The sequence below is a fragment of the Aeromonas sp. FDAARGOS 1410 genome, assembly GCF_019048745.1.
Lineage (GTDB): Bacteria > Pseudomonadota > Gammaproteobacteria > Enterobacterales > Aeromonadaceae > Aeromonas > Aeromonas jandaei.
In genome coordinates, this window is sequence record NZ_CP077401.1 from 3,160,723 (window position 1) to 3,179,826 (window position 19,104).

20 protein-coding genes are annotated in these 19,104 nt (G+C 59.2%); all 20 read right to left on the bottom strand.

Translation table 11 applies throughout. The features are described 5' to 3' along the window. Positions 1–225: 225 nt before the first annotated feature. The 20 genes from I6L40_RS14600 to trmJ all read right to left on the bottom strand — a co-directional run bounded on the left by I6L40_RS14600 (position 226) and on the right by trmJ (position 19,079). On the bottom strand, positions 226–456 hold the full coding sequence (locus I6L40_RS14600) for a zinc ribbon domain-containing protein (RefSeq protein ID WP_071910699.1): 231 nt from the start codon (positions 454–456) through the stop codon (positions 226–228). Between the two features lie 124 nt (positions 457–580). Next, positions 581–2,077 (bottom strand): ribosome biogenesis GTPase Der, encoded by a 1,497-nt coding sequence (gene der, locus I6L40_RS14605; protein WP_104014530.1) that lies wholly within the window; start codon positions 2,075–2,077, stop codon positions 581–583. 74 nt (positions 2,078–2,151) lie between these two features. Then, entirely contained in the window at positions 2,152–3,336 is a 1,185-nt protein-coding gene (gene bamB, locus I6L40_RS14610) for an outer membrane protein assembly factor BamB (protein ID WP_033114512.1), read from the bottom strand. Next, entirely contained in the window at positions 3,329–3,979 is a 651-nt protein-coding gene (locus tag I6L40_RS14615) for a tetratricopeptide repeat protein (protein WP_071910646.1), read from the bottom strand. The genes bamB and I6L40_RS14615 overlap by 8 nt, the downstream gene beginning before the upstream one ends. A gap of 3 nt (positions 3,980–3,982) precedes the next feature. Then, complete coding sequence (gene hisS / locus I6L40_RS14620) at positions 3,983–5,260, bottom strand: histidine--tRNA ligase (RefSeq protein ID WP_033114510.1); 1,278 nt, start codon at positions 5,258–5,260, stop codon at positions 3,983–3,985. Positions 5,261–5,398: 138 nt separating this feature from the next. Continuing rightward, complete coding sequence (gene ispG / locus I6L40_RS14625) at positions 5,399–6,514, bottom strand: flavodoxin-dependent (E)-4-hydroxy-3-methylbut-2-enyl-diphosphate synthase (protein WP_033114509.1); 1,116 nt, start codon at positions 6,512–6,514, stop codon at positions 5,399–5,401. Between the two features lie 10 nt (positions 6,515–6,524). Further along, positions 6,525–7,490 carry a cytoskeleton protein RodZ gene (gene rodZ / locus I6L40_RS14630; protein WP_216994466.1) on the bottom strand — a complete coding sequence of 322 codons (966 nt, stop codon included), beginning with the start codon at positions 7,488–7,490 and terminating at the stop codon, positions 6,525–6,527. Beyond that, a complete protein-coding gene (tapF, locus tag I6L40_RS14635; protein ID WP_143241688.1) occupies positions 7,480–8,271 on the bottom strand; it encodes a PilW family type IVa pilus biogenesis/stability lipoprotein TapF in 792 nt (263 codons plus the stop codon). The genes rodZ and tapF overlap by 11 nt, the downstream gene beginning before the upstream one ends. A gap of 11 nt (positions 8,272–8,282) precedes the next feature. Next, on the bottom strand, positions 8,283–9,386 hold the full coding sequence (locus tag I6L40_RS14640; RefSeq protein WP_033114506.1) for a bifunctional tRNA (adenosine(37)-C2)-methyltransferase TrmG/ribosomal RNA large subunit methyltransferase RlmN: 1,104 nt from the start codon (positions 9,384–9,386) through the stop codon (positions 8,283–8,285). A 168-nt stretch (positions 9,387–9,554) separates the two neighbouring features. After that, positions 9,555–9,983, bottom strand: coding sequence for a nucleoside-diphosphate kinase (ndk, locus tag I6L40_RS14645; RefSeq protein WP_041207423.1), 429 nt, complete (start codon positions 9,981–9,983; stop codon positions 9,555–9,557). 267 nt (positions 9,984–10,250) lie between these two features. Then, complete coding sequence (gene pepB / locus I6L40_RS14650; protein ID WP_071910650.1) at positions 10,251–11,534, bottom strand: aminopeptidase PepB; 1,284 nt, start codon at positions 11,532–11,534, stop codon at positions 10,251–10,253. After that, positions 11,531–12,835: an aminopeptidase PepB gene (gene pepB / locus I6L40_RS14655; RefSeq protein ID WP_071910652.1), complete on the bottom strand. Its 1,305-nt coding sequence runs from the start codon at positions 12,833–12,835 to the stop codon at positions 11,531–11,533. Before pepB (I6L40_RS14655) ends, pepB (I6L40_RS14650) begins: the two co-directional genes overlap by 4 nt. A 150-nt stretch (positions 12,836–12,985) precedes the next feature. Beyond that, positions 12,986–13,324 carry an ISC system 2Fe-2S type ferredoxin gene (gene fdx, locus I6L40_RS14660; RefSeq protein ID WP_033114502.1) on the bottom strand — a complete coding sequence of 113 codons (339 nt, stop codon included), beginning with the start codon at positions 13,322–13,324 and terminating at the stop codon, positions 12,986–12,988. Between the two features lies 1 nt (position 13,325). After that, positions 13,326–15,173 (bottom strand): Fe-S protein assembly chaperone HscA, encoded by a 1,848-nt coding sequence (gene hscA, locus I6L40_RS14665; protein WP_216994467.1) that lies wholly within the window; start codon positions 15,171–15,173, stop codon positions 13,326–13,328. A gap of 28 nt (positions 15,174–15,201) precedes the next feature. Then, a complete protein-coding gene (gene hscB / locus I6L40_RS14670; protein WP_042033553.1) occupies positions 15,202–15,720 on the bottom strand; it encodes a co-chaperone HscB in 519 nt (172 codons plus the stop codon). A gap of 9 nt (positions 15,721–15,729) precedes the next feature. After that, a complete protein-coding gene (gene iscA, locus I6L40_RS14675) occupies positions 15,730–16,053 on the bottom strand; it encodes an iron-sulfur cluster assembly protein IscA (RefSeq protein ID WP_041207418.1) in 324 nt (107 codons plus the stop codon). Positions 16,054–16,068: 15 nt separating this feature from the next. Further along, on the bottom strand, positions 16,069–16,452 hold the full coding sequence (iscU, locus tag I6L40_RS14680; RefSeq protein ID WP_033114498.1) for a Fe-S cluster assembly scaffold IscU: 384 nt from the start codon (positions 16,450–16,452) through the stop codon (positions 16,069–16,071). 37 nt (positions 16,453–16,489) lie between these two features. Beyond that, on the bottom strand, positions 16,490–17,704 hold the full coding sequence (locus I6L40_RS14685; RefSeq protein ID WP_041207416.1) for an IscS subfamily cysteine desulfurase: 1,215 nt from the start codon (positions 17,702–17,704) through the stop codon (positions 16,490–16,492). A 53-nt stretch (positions 17,705–17,757) separates the two neighbouring features. Further along, complete coding sequence (gene iscR / locus I6L40_RS14690) at positions 17,758–18,261, bottom strand: Fe-S cluster assembly transcriptional regulator IscR (protein WP_041207415.1); 504 nt, start codon at positions 18,259–18,261, stop codon at positions 17,758–17,760. Between the two features lie 92 nt (positions 18,262–18,353). Beyond that, a complete protein-coding gene (gene trmJ / locus I6L40_RS14695; protein ID WP_071910658.1) occupies positions 18,354–19,079 on the bottom strand; it encodes a tRNA (cytosine(32)/uridine(32)-2'-O)-methyltransferase TrmJ in 726 nt (241 codons plus the stop codon). Between the last annotated feature and the right edge of the window lie 25 nt (positions 19,080–19,104).

The following is a 19,104-nucleotide window of genomic DNA, read 5'->3' on the forward strand; positions in this document are numbered from 1 at the left end:
CCCAAGGCCCGGATGGCCACCTAAGTTGGGAGGAGACCAAGATGCAAAAACGTAGAAAAATCAGTCTGGTCAGAAAAGCAAAGTGCAGCTGGAGCCCCAGACGCAAACTCAAGCTTAATGACATCAAGCGCAACCTGTGGCGCAGAAATCGATCCTATACTCTGCTTATCGCAGAGCACACAGCATAAACCCGGCATTAGCCGGGTTTTTTATGCTCTGGATTTCTCAGGCTTGCTGGATGTCGGCGCTAAATTGCACCGAGCGCTTGGAGACCAGCGAGTTGCAGTGATTGCAGAAGTAATCGACCGCACCACATGCCTTGAGGCGCTCCAGCTCCTGATGGCAGGTGGGGCAAAGTGCAGTGACCCGCACAATGGCCTTGCAGTTACCGCAAGTTTGCTCCTTGCTGCGGGTATCCAGTTCACTCTGGCAGGATGGACAAAGCAGGGCTTCCATAATCAACTCCTCGAAAAGTGGATCTGCCATGGTCTGGCTCCATGGCAGATCCCCCTCCCCTTGCTCCTCACCTTGACATGACGAGGATAACAAAGCGGCTGCCGGTGAGGGCAGCCGCCAGGGCTTATTTCTTCTTCATCTTCAGCAGCCGTTTGCGCTGACGCTCCTGACTCAGGGTCAGGGTATTCTTCTTGCCTTCAAACGGGTTGACCGACTCCTGGAACTCGACCCGGATCGGTGAGCCCATGATCTTGAGGGACTTGCGGAAGTAGTTGATCAGATACCGCTTGTAGGAGTCCGGCAAGTCGTTCAGCTGGTTGCCGTGGATCACGATGCGCGGCGGGTTGTAACCACCGGCGTGGGCATATTTCAGTTTGACGCGGCGACCATTGACCATAGGCGGCTGGTGATCTTCCTGTGCCATCTGCATGATCCGGGTCAGCATGGCGGTGCTGGTACGGCGCGTTGCGGACTGGTAAGCCTCCTGAATGGATTCAAACAGGTGGCCAACACCGCTGCCGTGCAGGGCGGAGATGAAGTGAACGCGAGCAAAGTCGATGAAGCCCAAGCGACGATCCAGCTCGTTCTTCACATCCTCTTTCACCTTCTGATCCAGACCATCCCACTTGTTCACCACCAGCACCACGGAGCGGCCGGTGTTGAGCACGAAGCCGAGGATGCTCAAATCCTGATCGGTGATGGTCTCCTGAGCGTCGATCACCAGCAGGCAAACGTTGGCATCTTCGATGGCCTTGAGGGTCTTGATGACGGAGAACTTCTCCACCGTCTCGTGTACCTTGCCACGACGGCGCACGCCGGCGGTATCGATGATGACGTACTTCTGCTCGTCACGCTCCATCGGGATGTAGACGGAGTCACGGGTGGTGCCCGGCATGTCATAGACGATGACCCGATCTTCACCCAGCATGCGGTTGGTCAGGGTTGATTTGCCGACGTTGGGGCGACCGACGATGGCGAACTTGATGGGCAGATCGGCGAACGGCGTCTCCTTGGTGTCCTCTTTGGTATCGAGTTCACCAGCAGCCACCATGCGCAGCAGGGCTTCTTCGTCGAAGTCCTCTTCTTCCTCGTCCTGCACCTCTTCGCCACCAGCGGCTTCGACCAGCGTCTCCAGGTGAGGAGCCAGTGCCAGCTCCAGCAGGCTCAATACGCCGCGACCGTGGGCGGCCGCCATCTGGTAGACCTCACCCAGCGCCAGACCGTAAAACTCGGAAACGGCAGAGTCACCGTCGATGCCGTCGGTCTTGTTGGCGACCAGAAACACCTTCTTGTGGGTCTTGCGCAGGTGCTCGGCGATGGCCTGATCCGCAGCAGTCAAACCGGCACGAGCATCCACCATGAACAGCACCACATCGGCTTCTTCGATAGCCAGCAGGGACTGCTCGGCCATCTTCAGCTCGATCCCCTCCTCGGTGCCATCGATACCGCCGGTATCGACCACGATAAATTCCAGCTCGCCCAGCTTCGCCTGGCCATATTTGCGGTCCCGGGTCAGGCCGGGGAAGTCGGCAACCAGGGCATCCCGGGTACGGGTCAGGCGGTTAAACAGGGTGGATTTCCCCACATTGGGGCGGCCCACCAGGGCAACAACAGGAGTCATAAAAGCCTCATTCTCAAGACGACAAAGGCTCCGGGTCCGAAGACCAGGAGCCGGATATTCAAATTAACGGACGATCAAGGACGCTTTAGTGCGTACAGCTTGCCGCCACGGCTCTGCACATACAGGGTGTCACCATCCACAAGCGGGGCGGCATACAGACCACTGCTGTCGAGCTGCTGCATCGCCTTGATGGTACCGTCGGTACGATCAAGCCAGTACAGGTATCCTTCCACATCACCCACCACCACATAGTCACCGAAGATGACAGGTGCAGTGACGGTACGATTCTCCAGCTGGGTGTTGGACCACAGCTCCAGACCATTGCGACGGTCGATGGCAAACAAGTGGCTGCGACTGTCGGTCAGCACGATGGCATTGCCGGTGATAGCGAGATCGCGATAGCCGGAATACTTGCGCTTCCACACCTCGTCGCCGCTCATCAGCTTGCGCGCCATCAACTGGCCATTGTAGGCGATGGCGTAGAGCTCATCACCGGCAATCAGCGGGCTGGCATCGACGTCCACCATGCGGTCAAGTTCGGTAGCACCGCGCGGGTCGGCTACCTTGGATTGACGCACCGGCTGGCCGTTGCTCAGCAGCGCGATGCCAACCTTGCCATCGGCACGGCCATAGATGACGGCGCCATTGGTGATCACCGGGGCACCGGCACTGCGCAGGGTCAGCGGAGGCTGCTCTTCGGAGAGCGTCCACTGCATCTTGCCTTCATCGGTGTCGAGCGCAATCAGACGACCGGAGGTAGTCAGAACCACCACACGGCCATCTTCAACCGCAGGGCTGGCGACCACTTCGCCGGGCACATTGGTCTGCCACAGCACTTCGCCGTTCTCTTCGTTCAGGGCGTAGACCACCCCGTTCTCGGAGCCGAGGAACAGCTTGCCGTAACGGGAGACCAGACCGCCGGAGAGACGAGCGCTGCGCTTGTCGGCGTTGACCGGCAGGTCGGCCAGATCGACAGTCCAGAGACGATCGCCACTGGCACGGTCGAAGGCGGTGACATCGCCATCGCGCGCAGCGGCATAGATGCGCTCATCTTCCACTGCCGGCTTGAGCTGGGAGTAGAAGTCACCGATGCCGTCACCGACGGTGGAAGACCACTCGGTATCGGCACTGAAAGCGGATTCGACCTTGGGCAGCGGTGCCATGGGGTTCAAATCCTCTTCCGAGCTGAACAGGGAGCAGCCCTGCAGGGCGAAGGAGACCGCAGCCCCCAGCGCCACCATTTTGAATAGATTACGCATCCGGTGCCTCACCCGTGGTCATGGCCGGCAGGGCCAGATCGTCCATCTTCAACTTGAGCTCCTGACTGCCCTGCAGGCCGCCGGCATCGGCCGCTGCCTGATAGGCATCGCGAGCCTCCTCAATCTTGCCCTGCTTTTGCAGGATGTCACCGCGCACTTCGGCCACCTGGGCCTTGAAGGCGTCGCTATTGATCTTGCCAAGCTGGGCCAGCGCGTCATCTGCCTTGCCCTGATCGCTCAATACGCGAGCCAGACGCAGTGCAGCGATGGGACGAATGCTCTCGTCACCACTGGTGGCCACCTGGGTCAGCTGCTCGGCAGCCAGATCCAGCTTGCCGGCCTTGACGGCGGCGGCGGCCAGTTGCAGCGCGGCCAGCTCGCCATAGGAGTCGCCCTTGTTGGCGGAGACAAACTGCGCTGCCTGCTCGAAACCGGCGGCATCGCCTTTAGCCAGCTGGGTAATCACCTGGTTGTAGGCATGGGAGGATGCCTCCATGGTCTGTTGCTGGTACTGGTTGTAGTAGCGCCAGCCAAACAGGCCGACCAGACCGATCACGGTACCGGCGATCACCGAAGTCCCGTTCTCTTTCCACCACTCCTTGATAACCTCAACCTGTTGTTCTTCGGTGGTATAAACTTCCACAGCTTACTCTCCTTTGGCTGCCAGCAGGGCAATGGCGGCGTCAACCTTGACGGTCTGTTGCTCGGCCTGACCACGCAGATATTTGATAGTGATCTCCCCGTTTTGCACCTCGGTCTCACCAAGGATCAGGGCGATGGACGCGCCGCTCTTGTCGGCACGCTTGAGTTGTTTCTTGAAGTTGCCGCCGCCGCAGTGGCTCATCAGGCGCAAATCCGGCAGCGCATCACGCAGACGCTCGGCCAGCTGGAAGCCAGCCTGCTCGGTCCCCTCGCCCACCATCGCCAGATAGACATCAACTGCCGGGCGAATGTCGCCGTTGAGCTCAAGGGTCTCCAGCATCAGCACCAGACGCTCCATGCCCATGGCAAAACCGACCGCAGGCGTCGGCTGACCACCCAACTGCTCCACCAGACCGTCATAGCGGCCACCGGCACAGACGGTGCCCTGGGCACCCAAGCTGTTGGTCACCCACTCGAATACGGTGAGGTTGTAATAGTCGAGGCCACGCACCAGACGCTCGTTCACTTCGTACTTGATGCCGGCAGAGTCGAGCAGGCGCTTGAGCCCCTCAAAGTGAGCCAGACTCTCTTCGCCCAGATGGTCGAACAGACGGGGTGCACCGACCAGCACGGCCTGCACTTTCTCGTCCTTGGAGTCGAGCACTCGCAGCGGGTTGCTGTACATGCGGCGCTGGCTCTCTTCGTCCAGCTGATCCTTGTACTGCTCCAGATAGGCAACCAGCGCATCACGGTAAGCGGCACGCTCGGCGCTCTGACCCAAGGTGTTGAGCTGCAGAGTCACATGCTCGCTGATACCGAACAGACGCCACAGGCGGTTGGTCAGCATGATGAGCTCGGCGTCGATATCCGGCCCGTTGATGCCAAACAGCTCGACACCAAACTGGTGGAACTGGCGATAGCGGCCCTTCTGGGGACGCTCGTGACGGAACATGGGGCCCATATACCACATCCGGCGCTCCTGATTGTAGAGCAGGCCGTGTTCGATACCGGCGCGGACGCAGCTGGCAGTCCCTTCCGGACGCAGGCTCAGGCTGTCGCCATTGCGATCTTCAAAGGTGTACATCTCTTTTTCGACCACGTCGGTCACTTCACCGATGGCGCGCTTGAACAGATGGGTCTGCTCGACAATCGGCATGCGCACTTCGCTGTAGCCATAGCTGGCAACGACCTGGCGCAGGATCTGTTCAACCTTCTGCCATACCGGGCTCTGCTCCGGCAGGCAATCATTCATACCGCGAATAGCTTGGATCTGTTTTGCCACGTTGATACTCGAGAAAAAGAGGTAAAATTTGGCCGCATTATAGGGATTTTCACCCCCGAGGTAAAATCAGGGAATCCGCAAGCGGGGTGTAAAATCAGTCACCTGGAAAGAGGGCCACCCGAAGTGGCCCCTGTCCGTTCAATCCTTGTCCACCAGGATCCGGTTAACCGGGTCCAGCATGGCGGCGCGGGCACGAATGCGGCGCTCAAGGGTCGGGATGAGATCCTTGTTGTCGAGCCGGTCAACCCGCTGGCCTCCTTCGTAGAAGGCACTCTTGTTGGCCGCACCGGCAAGACCCAGATCGGAAACCAGCGCTTCGCCCGGCCCGTTCACCACACAGCCGATGATGGAGACATCCATCGGGGTGATGATGTCTTCGAGCCGCTCTTCCAGCGCATTGACAGTGCCAATGACGTCGAACTCCTGACGGGAACAGGAGGGGCAAGCGATGAAATTGATGCCACGAGAGCGGATCCGCAGGGATTTGAGGATGTCGAAACCGACCTTCACTTCCTCTACCGGATCAGCCGCCAGCGAGATGCGCAGGGTGTCGCCGATGCCATCAGCCAGCAGCATGCCAAGACCAATGGAGGACTTCACCGCACCGGCACGGAAACCGCCCGCTTCGGTAATGCCCAGATGGAGCGGCTGCTCAATCTGCTTGGCCAGCAGGCGATAGGCGCCCACGGCGAGGAATACATCGGACGCCTTGACGCTCACCTTGAAGTTCTGGAAATCGAGGCGATCGAGATACTCGACGTGACGCATGGCGGACTCCACCAGTGCCTCCGGGGTCGGCTCGCCATACTTCTCCTGAATATCCTTCTCGAGCGACCCGCCATTGACCCCGATGCGGATCGGGATATTGAGGTCGCGTGCGCAATCGACAACAGAGCGCACACGCTGCTCGTTGCCGATGTTGCCCGGATTGATACGCAGGCAGTCAGCGCCATACTCGGCCACTTTCAGGGCGATGCGATAGTCAAAATGGATATCGGCAACGATGGGGATGCGAGTCTGCTGTTTGATCAGCTTGAACGCTTCCGCTGCTTCCATGGTGGGCACGGAAACCCGGACGATATCGGCACCTACCCGCTCAATCCGCTGGATCTGCTCGACAGTGGCGGCGACATCGGTGGTTTTGGTGTTAGTCATGGTCTGCACCGTAATGGGGGCATCGCCCCCTACCGGTACATTGCCAACCATGATCTGCCGTGATTTACGACGAATAATGGGAGATTCGTGTGCGGACATGACGAACAGATTACTCCTGCGGCAGTGAGAAGCGGGCAGTACGGCCGTTGTTGTAACGGCTCATATCAAAGGATTTGCCCTTGTAGTCGAGCTTGACCGCCATCGGCGCGCCAATGATGAACTTCAGGGGCTCGGCACCTTCCAGTACCAGCTCGTCATTTGCCTTCTTCAGACCGCTGAAGAGAGTCTTGCCCTTGGCATCCTTCACATCCAGCCAGCAGTCGGCGGTAAAGCTCATCTTGAGTTGCGGCGCAGTTGCCGGATCAACCGCAGTCTCTTCAGATTCGGTCGCAGTGGCACCGGAGGCGGCAACATCAGCCACCGTGCTGACGGCGCCGCTGGCGTCGGTCAACGCCACGGCAGCAGAAGCCGGAGCCAGGGTGGCAGCCGCGTCGGAAACAGCAGTAGTCGGGGCAACGATGGTAGCTGCCGCGGCAGAGACATCCTGAGCCGGCGCAGTTGCATCATTGGCCACCGCAACGGTTGCGGTGTCGGCAGTTGGCGCTGCGGTTGTGCTCATTTCGGTCGCGGCCAGCGCCTCATCACCGGCGGAGCGGCGGGTCGTGCTCTGCCACCACCAAGCAACAGAGAGCGCAATCAGCACCAGGATCACCAGCCAGGTCACGACTTTCAGACGGCTATCGCTCGCCTGCTGACGGGAACGGCGCGAGAAGCTCTGCATGTCGATATTGTCGGGCGGGGTCAGCCCCAGCTTGTCGTAGGCGGCAAGAATGGTCTCCTCCGGGATCCCCACCAGCTTGGCGTAGGTGCGCAGATAGCCCCGGATAAAGGTATGAGACGTATGCTTGTCGTATGTATCCGATTCGATAGCGGCAATCAGGGTCAGACGAAGGTGAATGCGGGACGCAACCTGTTCCCGGGTCCAGCCGAGCTGTTCACGGGCGTTGCGCAGCAGCTGGCCTGGGCCCACTGCCTGGATGTCGTCTTGAAAATCGTGTTGCTGTTCAGTAGTCATTGGCTAAATAACGCTTGGCTTGTTGCGAAGTGGGATATTGCCTTACCAGCTCATTCCCGAATTGGTGGAGTAATGCCGGTTTGTCCATTGCCTGTGCCAGCCGCAATCTCAACCAGAGACTGTCCTCGTTCTCGTCTGACACTTCTGTGAAACGGGCGAGGTAGGACTGCACATCAGGCAGCTTGCCATCTTTCATGGAAAGCTCGGCCAAGTCCAGCAATAACCTTGGGTTGCGGGGATTATACCCCAAGGCCAAGCGATAGTACTCGCTTGCTTTATCATTTCTATGATTTTGCTGGGCGCAAAGTGCCGCATTTTCATAGGTATCGGCAATTTTCACGTAACCTGGCTGAATAACAGCCTGGTTGAACGCCTTGTCTGCCTCGTCATAGCGGCCGCGGTCACACAAAAAGGCGCCATAGTTGTTCATTGCGTCAGCATTGGACGGATCCATGGCCAGGGCGTTCTTGTAGCTGGTCTCTGCCGCCTTGAAATCACCGACCTGTTGATAGAAATAGGCGAAGCCGATCTGAACCGCTGGATTGGAGGGGTCATATTTGAGGGCGCGATCAAGATTGAACTTGGCCTGTTCGGCATTGCCCTGCTGCAGATATTGAATACCGAGATCGATGCGGGTCTGGGCCGCAGCCTTCAGATCGGGCCCCGACTCACGCTGGGTGGAATTCTGGCCAGCGTAAGTGGTCTCGGTCACACAACCTGGCAGCGCACTAAGCGCTGCCACTACCATCAATGTACGTGTATCCATTCCCTGTCTATACAATGGCTTAGCAATTAAACCATTTTGACGGAAATCCCATCCTGTTGCATCCGATTTTTGATGGTGCGCTTGGTGCGGTCAATCACGTCGCCCACCAGCTGGCCGCAAGCAGCATCGATATCGTCACCACGGGTCTTGCGAACGATCACAGTGAAACCGTACTCCATCAGCACCTTGGAGAAGCGATCGATACGGCTGTTGCTCGGCTTGCCGTAGGGGTTGCCCGGGAAGGGGTTGAACGGGATCAGGTTGATCTTGCTCGGGGTATCCTTGAGTACCTTGGCCAGCTCGTGGGCATGCTGCATATCGTCATTGATATGATCGAGCAGCACATACTCGACGGTCACCCGGCCGCCGTTGGCATTGGATTTGCCCAGATAGCGACGAACCGCCGCGAGGAAGGCCTCGATGTTGTACTTGTCGTTGATCGGCATGATCTCAGAGCGCAACTTGTCGTTCGGTGCGTGCAGAGAGATGGCCAGCGCCACGTCGATCTGGTCGCCCAGCATGTCGAGCGCCGGCACCACACCGGAGGTGGAGATGGTGACGCGGCGCTTGGAGATGCCAAAGCCGTAGTCATCCATCATCAGGCGCATGGCCGGCACCACGTTGGCGAGGTTGAGCAGCGGCTCACCCATCCCCATCATCACCACGTTGGTGATGGGGCGCTTGCCCCCCACGACACGTGCAGCACGCCACACCTGACCGATGATCTCGGATACTTTCAGGTTGCGGTTGAAACCTTGCTGAGCCGTGGAGCAGAACTTGCACTCCAGCGCACAGCCCACTTGGGAGGAGACGCAGAGGGTCGCACGATCATCTTCCGGGATGTAGACAGTCTCTACTTCCTGATCGCCCACCTGCAGCGCCCACTTGATGGTGCCATCGGAAGATCGCTGCTCGCGGCTGATCTCGGGCGCCTTGATCTCGGCGATCGCCTTCAGGCGCTCCTTGAGCACCTTGTTGACGTTGGTCATCTGATCGAAATCATCACAACCAAAGTGATAGATCCACTTCATGACCTGATCTGCCCGGAACGGCTTCTCGCCCAGTTCGACGAAGAAGGCACGCATGGCATCCCGATCAAGATCCAGCAGGTTGATTTTTGTTTCGCTCATCAATGGCCTCGGTTCAAACACTTCAATCAATTATTGGCTGACGACGTCAGGGGGCGGCATTGTACAAATTATGGGTGCGGCTTTCCACCTGGAGAATAGAGGGATATTGGCAGAACGACCAAAACAACAAAGGGAGCCGAGGCTCCCTTGGGTCATCATCCACGAAAATCAGCCGCGCGGGCAGATCTCGTTGTCAGAGAAGAAGTAAGCAATTTCACGGGCAGCGGAAGCCGGTGCATCGGAGCCGTGCACGGCGTTGCGATCGATGCTCTCGGCGTAGCAGGCACGCAGGGTACCGGCCAGTGCCTCTTTCGGGTTGGTTGCGCCCATGATTTCACGGTTGCGACGGATGGCATCTTCCCCTTCCAGCACCTGTACCATAACGGGGCCGGAAGTCATGAAGCTGACCAGTGCGTCATAAAAAGGCTTGCCCTGATGTTCGGCATAGAAACCGGCTGCCTGCTCGCTGCTCATCCGCAGCATTTTGGATGCCACCACCTTCAAGCCTGCGCTTTCGAAACGGCTATAGATGGCACCGATCAGGTTCTTGCTGACAGCATCCGGCTTGACGATAGAGAAGGTACGTTCGATGGCCATTGATATCTTTCCTTAACTACAGTGTTTTATTGTTAGAATCCATGTTCGCTGGCGATTATACGTAAACAAAAACCGGAAAAACACACAAACAAGCAACTTTTTATTAAAAATCACTCCCCTGCATTCAACATTCATACTCATCTTGACCGGGCTGAGCGGGAAAATATGTGCGCTTGCGCACGATAGTCTCCTTAAGCCAGCAAAACGACATCTTTTGCTCACTATTCAACCATCACTAAAAAGGCACCCGAAGGTGCCTTGTCATGCTTAAAGTACTTCTGCCAGCAGCGTGCGCGCTATGGTACGCATCCCCAGGGTATTGGCCCCTGGTGCCCACAGGCTGTCGCCGTTGTCACTGAAGCAGGCAGCCAGATCGATGTGAAGCCACCCCTCCCCCTCATTGCCGACGAAACGGGAGAGGAAACCCGCAGCATTGGAGGCGCCACCCGGTCCGCCCCCCTTGACCGGACGGCTGTTGGCCGTGTCGGCATAGTGGGAAGGACACTGCTGGCGGTGCCAGGGCTCCAGCGGCAACGGCCAGGCCGGCTCCTGCTCTGCATCGGCATACGCCATGGCCCGGCTCACCAGCCCCTTGTCGAGACCGAACAGGGCGTTGTAACGTCCACCCAGCGCCATCACTGCCGCACCGGTCAGGGTTGCGGCATCGATGATCAGCGGTGCACCGGACTCGCTAGCCAGCTGCAGGCCGTCCGCCAGCACCAGCCGCCCCTCGGCATCGGTGTTGACGATCTCGACCGTGGTGCCGTTCTTGTAGGTGAGGATGTCCCCCAACTTGTAGGCGTGGCCGGAGACCAGGTTCTCGGCGCAGCAGAGGATGAGCTTCACCCGCTTGTCGAGCCCGCGCAGCATGGCCAGCGCCAATGCGCCGGTCACAATGGCGGCGCCGCCCATGTCACACTTCATGGTGAGCATCCCCTCGGAGCTCTTCATGGAGTAGCCACCGGAGTCAAAGGTGATCCCCTTGCCTACCAGAGCCGCTGCCACCGGCGCTTTGGGATCCCGCCCCGGATTGAAGTCGAGCTCCAGCAGCACCGGCTCGCGCTCGCTGCCGCGGCCCACCTGATAGAGGCCGACCCAGCCAGCCTGTTGTAGCGCTTCCCCCTTGAGAATGCGGTGGCTCACCTTGTCCGGTGCCAGCTCGGTAATAAAGGAGGCGGCTTCAACCGCCAGCTCCAGCGGCCCCAGCTGCTCCGGCGTGGCATTGGTCATCTCCCGCACCCAGCGGCCACAGAGCCAGCGTGCTTCCAGCTCCTCTCTGTCCTCTTCCGAGGACATGGCCCACTGCAGCTGCACCTCGGCCTTGGGGGTTTGCAAGCCCTGGGCAAAGGCCCACTGCTGTTCGCGCTCCCAGTGGCCAGCCAGAGACACCTTCTGGATTCCCTGCTGGCAGAGACGACGCGCCGCTTGCTGAATATCCAGCAAGGCATTGGTCGTTGTCAGATGGATCACCATGCCATCGGCGCGGTGCGAGAGCAGCGCCCCCTCCCCCCACTCGGCAGGGGCCAATTCCCGGCTCAACCAGACGTTCATGCGCTCACCTCCTGCAGCCAGCGGGCGATAGTACGCAGGCCATGGCCCTTGGCACCGGTTGCCCACAGATCGTTACCCGCTTTCTGGTAAGAAGCGGCCAGATCCAGGTGTACCCACCCCTTGCCCTCATCGCGCACAAAGCGGGAGAGGAAGGCAGCTGCCGTAGTGGCACCAGCTGTCCCTTCAGCTGAAGCAACGTTGCCCAGATCGGCAAAGGCCGAGGTGAGCTGGCCGGCATGCCAGGGCTCCAGCGGCAGCGCCCAGGCCTGCTCGTTTTCCGCTTTGGCGGCGGCCAGTGTGCGAGCCTGCTCGGCTTCATCGAGGGCAAACACCGCATTGTAGTCGCGGCCCAGCGCCATCTTGGCCGCACCGGTCAGAGTGGCGGCATCGAGGATATAGGCCGCGCCACTGTCGGAGGCTGCCATCAAACCATCGGCCAGCACCAGACGCCCTTCGGCATCGGTATTCTGGATCTCGACCGAAATGCCGTTCTTGTAGGTGAGGATGTCGCCCAGCTTGAATGCGTGGCCCGAGACCAGGTTCTCGGCGCAGCAGAGGATCAACTTCACCCGCTGGTTCAGACCGCGCCTGATGGCCAGCGCCAGCGCACCGGTCACCATGGCGGCACCGCCCATATCGGACTTCATCGGCAGCATGTTGTCAGAGGACTTCATGGAGTAGCCACCGGAGTCAAAAGTGATCCCCTTGCCCACCAGCACCGCCACCACGGGCGCATTGCGATCACCAGTCGGGTTGTAGTCAAGCTCCAGCAGCACAGGCTCGCGCTCGCTGCCACGGCCCACCGACCAGATCCCGATATGGCCAGACTCGCGCAGCGCTTCACCGGCCGTGATGCGGGCGGTCACCTTGTCGCCAGCCAGACCGCGGATCAGCAGCAGCGCCGACTCCGCCAGACTCATGGGGTAGATCTCCTCCGGGGTGCCATTGGTGATCTCGCGCACCCAGCGGGTCGCCTTGAGCAAGCCATCCAGCTCGCGGGCATCCGCGTCGCTCTGCTGGCCGAAATCCAGTTCACGGGCTCCCTTGGCGGCGTAGAAACCCTGAGCGAACGCGTAGCGACGCTCCAGATCCCAGCCTTCACCGACCAGCGCAACCCGCTTGATCCCGCTCGACTCGAGACGACGGGCAGCACGCTGCACAGCGCGCAGCACCTCTTTCTCAACAGAGAGAGCGCCGAGGTGAATAGTGGCTTCATCGCCATTGAAACTGAGCAGGGCACCCTCGCCCCAGTGAGCGGCCGCAGCCTGGGTGGACAACCCTACCTTCATCATGTCAGCCATCTTCTCTTGCTTCCTTTTTTACTGGCACTGTTTTAATGCGCAAACAGGTAAGAACGAATACAAAAAAGGCCGTGCCCCAAAGGGGTCACGGCCTTCACCATATCACTGAAGCACCGATGGATGCTGCACGTGCAATTCACTTGTGTGTAATTAATGGCGTTCAGAGGCGAGGTTCAGGGTGTACTTGGGCAGCTCCACCACCAGATCCTCATCAGCCAGTTTGGCCTGGCAGCTGAGGCGGGATTCCGGCTCCAGCCCCCACGCCTTGTCCAGCATGTCGTCTTCCAGCTCGTCGCTCGGCTCTAGGGAGTCAAAGCCTTCACGCACCACACAGTGGCAGGTGGTGCAGGCACAGGACTTCTCGCAGGCATGCTCAATCTCGATGCCGTTGCGCAGCGCCACATCCAGAATGGTCTCGCCGCTCTCCCCTTCGAGGGCAGCGCCATCCGGACAGAGCACGGGATGAGGAAGAATGATCAGTTTTGGCATATTACACCTTGTTGACGTTTTGTCCGGTCAGCACCTTGCGAATGGAAGCATCCATCCGGCGGGCTGCAAACTCGCCACTGGCAGCATCCGCCGCCTCGATGGCCTCTTTGATTTGGTTGGTACTCCCCGCCTGACGCATGGCCAGCAGATGGGCGATGGCGGCATCAATCTCGGCGCGCTCTGCCGCATTGAGCAGTGCATCGCCATCAGCAGCCAGCGCGGCATTCAGGCTCTCGACCACCCGGTCGGCCTCGACCTGCTGCTCTGCCAGCATGCGGGCATCCATATCCTGCTGGGCATTCTCGATGGAGGCGCTCAGCATGTTGAGGATATCCTCCTCTGCCAGCCCGTAAGAGGGCTTGACCTGGATCTCGGCCTGCACGCCGGAGGATTTCTCCATGGCGCTGACCGATAGCAGACCATCCGCATCCACCTGGAAAGTGACTCGAATATGGGCGGCACCGGCGGCCATCGGCGGAATGCCGGTCAGGGTAAAACGGGCCAAAGATCGGCAATCCGCCACCAGCTCGCGCTCACCCTGCACCACGTGGATGGCCATCGCAGTCTGACCATCCTTGAAGGTGGTGAACTCCTGAGCGCGGGCCACCGGTATGGTGGTATTGCGCGGGATCACCTTCTCGGCGAGCCCCCCCATGGTCTCAAGACCCAGGGAGAGCGGGATGACGTCCAGCAGCAGCATCTCGGCATCTGGCTTGTTGCCCACCAGAATATCAGCCTGAACGGCAGCGCCGATGGCCACAACCTTGTCGGGATCGATACTGGTGAGCGGCGTGCGACCAAAGAACTCGCCCACCATCTCGCGCACCAGCGGCACCCGGGTGGAGCCTCCCACCATCACCACCTCTAGCACTTCCACCTGCTCGAGACCCGCATCGCGCAGGGCGCGGCGGCAAGCCAGCAGAGTGCGTTTCACCAGCGGCGCGATGAGCTCATCAAACTGGCTGCGGCTCACCGAGCCCTGCCAGCCGGCAAAGGTGCAGGAAACGCTGTCGGAATCGGTCAGACCGTGTTTGACGGCGGCAGCCACATCCAGCAGCTCACGCTGCAGACGGGCATCCAGCTCGCCGGTCAAACCGGCTTGTTCCTTGATCCAGTCAGCCAGCAGGTGATCGAAATCATCGCCACCGAGGGCGGAATCACCGCCGGTTGCCATCACTTCGAATACACCGCGGTGCAGACGCAAAATAGAGATATCGAAGGTGCCGCCGCCCAGGTCATAGACCGCAATAACCCCTTCCTGACCGGAGTCGAGGCCATAGGCGATGGCTGCGGCGGTCGGCTCGTTGAGCAGACGCAGCACATGCAGACCGGCCAGACGGGCCGCATCCTTGGTGCCCTGACGCTGGGCATCATCAAAATAGGCGGGCACTGTGATGACCACACCATCGAGATCGCCACCCAGGGTCTGGGCGCCGCGCTCGGCCAATTTTTTGAGGATCTCGGCCGAGACTTGCACCGGGTTGACCAGCCCCTGACGGGTCTGCAACTGCGGCATGCCGTTGTCGGCTGCCACGAATTGATAAGGCTGCTGGCGGGTATCAATATCGGCCAGCGCCTTGCCCATCATCCGTTTGACCGAGACGATGGTATTGTGCGGGTCGAGCGCCGCTTCACGCTTGGCATCGAAGCCCACCCGGATTGCATCCGCCTGATAGTGAACGACAGAGGGGAGCAGGTCGCGCCCCTGTTCATCACTGAGCGTGGCGGCCTGACCGCTGCGCACTGCAGCGACGAGAGAATTGGTGGTACCGAGATCGATGCCGACGGCACGCTTGTGCTGATGGGGTACAGCGCTCTGGCCGGGTTCGGCGATTTGCAGTAATGCCATGGGTAATGAGACTTCCAGCGTTAAAGGATCAAGACTCGAGGAGCGAGTCTTCGAATCGTTCCAGCTCTTCGAGGAGCTTGTCGACAAACTTGAGTTTGCGAACGCAGTCGGCGGCGACAGGATCGTTGCCAGTGGCAAGCGAGTCGGTCAGCTGCTGCATCAACAGCTGGTGATCATGCCTGATCTCGCTGCGAAAATCCTTGATGGCGCGCTCAGGGTCAGCGTCACCTTTCAGATCGGCCAGACGCTCGCGCCATTCAAGCTGCTGCATCAGAAAAGCCGTGTCTTGCAGGGTCTGCTGTTCGCCACGAATATCGGTGCCACGCAGAGAGAGCAGATATTCGGCACGGCGCAGCGGCGCCTTGAGGGTGGTGAATGCGTCGTTGATCTGGGCGGCACGCTGTACCGCTGCCAGCTGCTCCCGCTCGGGAGCAGTGGCGAAACGATCGGGATGAAACTGGGTCTGCAGCTGACGGTAGGTGTCGGCCAGCTGCCGGGTATCGAGCTCGAAGCCTTCAACCAGCCCAAACAGCTCGAAATGGTTCATGCAATCCTCTTAGACACTGAAGCTTTCGCCACAACCACACTCGCCTTTGGCGTTGGGGTTGTTGAATTTGAAGCCCTCGTTGAGCCCCTCTTTGACGAAATCCAGCTCGGTGCCATCCAGATGGATGAGGCTCTTGGCATCGACAATAATCTTGACGCCCTGCTGCTCGAATACCTGATCTTCTCCGGTAAGCTCATCGACAAACTCGAGCACATAGGCAAGGCCCGAGCAGCCGGTGGTCTTGACGCCGAGGCGCAGGCCAATGCCCTTGCCCCGGTTGGTCAGAAAAGAGGAAACCCGTGCCGCGGCGGCATCTGTCATGGTAATAGCCATACTGCTCTCCGGCGCTTAGAGACCTTTCTTCTGCTTGTAATCGGCGATGGCGGCCTTGATGGCATCCTCGGCCAGAATGGAGCAGTGGATCTTCACCGGCGGCAGAGCCAGCTCTTCGGCGATATCGGTGTTCTTGATGCCGGCCGCTTCGTCCAGGGTCTTGCCCTTGACCCATTCGGTCACCAGGGAGCTGGAGGCGATGGCAGAGCCGCAACCATAGGTTTTGAACTTGGCATCTTCTATGATGCCCTCTTCACTGATCTTCAGCTGCAGCTTCATCACGTCGCCACAGGCAGGTGCCCCCACCATGCCGGTTGCAACGCTGGGATCATTCTTGTCAAAACCACCGACGTTGCGCGGATTTTCGTAGTGGTCGATTACTTTTTCACTGTAAGCCATATCTAACTCCTGCTAATTCTGTTGCTCACTGAAGTGATCAGTGATGAGCCCATTCGACCGTGTTCAGATCAACGCCATCCTTGTACATCTCCCACAGCGGAGACATCTCGCGCAGACGACCGATAGAGTCACGAATGAGCTTGACCGCGTAGTCAATCTCTTCTTCGGTGGTGAAGCGACCGATGCTGAAACGGATGGAGCTGTGAGCCAGCTCGTCGTTCAGACCCAGCGCACGCAGCACGTAGGAGGGTTCCAGGCTGGCAGAGGTACAGGCAGAACCGGAAGAGACCGCCAGATCCTTAAGCGCCATGATGAGGGATTCCCCTTCCACATAGGCGAAGCTGACGTTGAGGTTGCCGGAAACACGCTGCTCCAGATCACCGTTGAGGTAGACGGCTTCGATATCTTTCAGGCCATCCCACAGACGCTGACGCAGGGTCATCACGCGCTCGTGCTCGCTTGCCATCTCTTCCTTGGCGATACGGAAGGCTTCACCCATGCCAACGATCTGGTGAGTCGGCAGGGTGCCGGAACGCATGCCGCGCTCGTGACCGCCGCCGTGCATCTGGGCTTCGATACGCACGCGCGGCTTGCGGCGTACGTAGAGCGCACCGATCCCTTTCGGACCGTAGATCTTGTGGGCGGAGAGAGAGAGCAGGTCAATCTTCATCGCTTCAACATCGATCTCGACTTTGCCCACGCTCTGGGCGGCATCGACGTGCAGCAGGATCTTGCGGGAGCGGCACAGTTCACCCAGCCCTTTGATGTCCTGGATCACGCCGATCTCGTTGTTCACGTGCATCATGCTGACCAAAATGGTGTCGTCACGCATGGCGTTCTCGATCATCTCGAGGGTAAAGAGACCGTTTGGCATCGGCTCGAGATAGGTCACCTCGAAGCCTTCACGCTCCAGCTGACGGCAGGTGTCGAGCACCGCTTTGTGTTCGGTCTTGGAGGTGATGATGTGCTTGCCTTTGCTGGCATAAAAGTGGGCAACACCCTTGATTGCCAGGTTGTCAGACTCGGTTGCACCGGAGGTGAAGACGATCTCGCGCGGGTCAGCACCGATAAGCTCTGCCACTTGATTACGGGCCAGATCTACCGCCTCTTCGGCCTGCCAGCCGAAACGGTGAGAACGGGAAGCCGGATTGCCAAACAGGCCATCCATGGTGAGACACTGCATCATTTTTTCTGCGACACGCGGGTCCACCGGACAGGTTGCCGAATAATCAAGGTAAATAGGCAGTTTCATGTTTTTCTCCGTCACAGTTCGGGTCATACAGAATCCCGCTGTGGAAAGCACGTTTATAGTTGGACTTTCAAGCTCACATCGCCGTGTTCTGCCCGTTCAATCAGGGACAACACGCTTTTCATCTGTTCATCTTGCTTGCCGGCAATCCGGCGTACATCGGCCTGGCGAACCAGTTCGGCCAGGGTGATCTCGCCGAGGAAACTGGAGATCCGCTCGCTCAGATCACGCCACAGGGAGTGAGTCAGGCACTGGGTACCACCATGACAGCCCCCTTTGCCGAGGCACTTGGTGGCATCTACCGACTCGTCAACCGCGGTGATAACCTGGCCGACCGAAATCTCGTCAGGGGCCAACCCTAGGCGATAACCGCCACCGGGGCCGCGCACGCTGCTCACCAAGCCATGTTTGCGCAGGCGGGCAAACAGCTGCTCGAGATAGGACAAGGAGATGCCCTGGCGCTCGGAAATATCGGCGAGGGGAACAGGCCCCTGCTCTGCATGCAGCGCCACGTCGAGCATGGCGGTTACAGCGTAACGTCCTTTTGAAGTCAGTCTCATGTGCCTTACCGTCTTGCGAACCAATTCAATGGGCACATGGTCACATACCCGACCAAATCAGTCAAGTATATGGTTGAGTAATCCAGTCGGGTTTATCCCTGCGGTCTCGTCTTTTGCACCGAGGTAAGAATGCCCCGCAGAATATTGAGCTCAACCGACTCCGGACGAGCCCGGTTGAACAGGCGGCGCAGCTTGTTCATCACCTGCCCCGGATGATCATCGGTGATGAAACCGGTCTTGAGCAGCGTCTGCTCCAGATGCTGGTAAAACCCCTCCAGCTGTTCGGCACTGGGGTAATCCTGAGCCATATCTTCAGCAACCTCTTCCTGACCCTGCAACCAGTGCATCCGCACTTCGTAACAGAGGGTCTGTACCGCCATGGCCAGGTTAAGGGAGCTGTATTCGGGATTGGCCGGAATGGCCACATGGTAGTGGCACTTCTGCAGTTCATCGTTGGTCAGGCCGGTCCGCTCGCGACCAAAAACCAGCGCAACAGGATGCTTCATCCCTTCGGCTACCGCCATCTTGCCCGCTTCGCGGGGATCGAGCATAGGCCAGCTCAGGGTGCGGGAGCGCGCGCTGGTGCCAATCACCAGACCACAGTCAGCGATGGCTTCATCGAGGGTCGGGACGATACGGGCATTGGCCAGAATATCGCTGGCACCTGCAGCAAGGGCGTTGGCGTTGCCATCCGGCAAAGCTTGCGGATCAACCAGTACCATTTGGGTGAGCCCCATGGTCTTCATGGCGCGCGCCGCAGAACCCATGTTGCCGGTATGAGAGGTATTTACCAAAACGATACGAATCTGATCCAACATGCCCTATCAATCTTCAGTCAAAAAT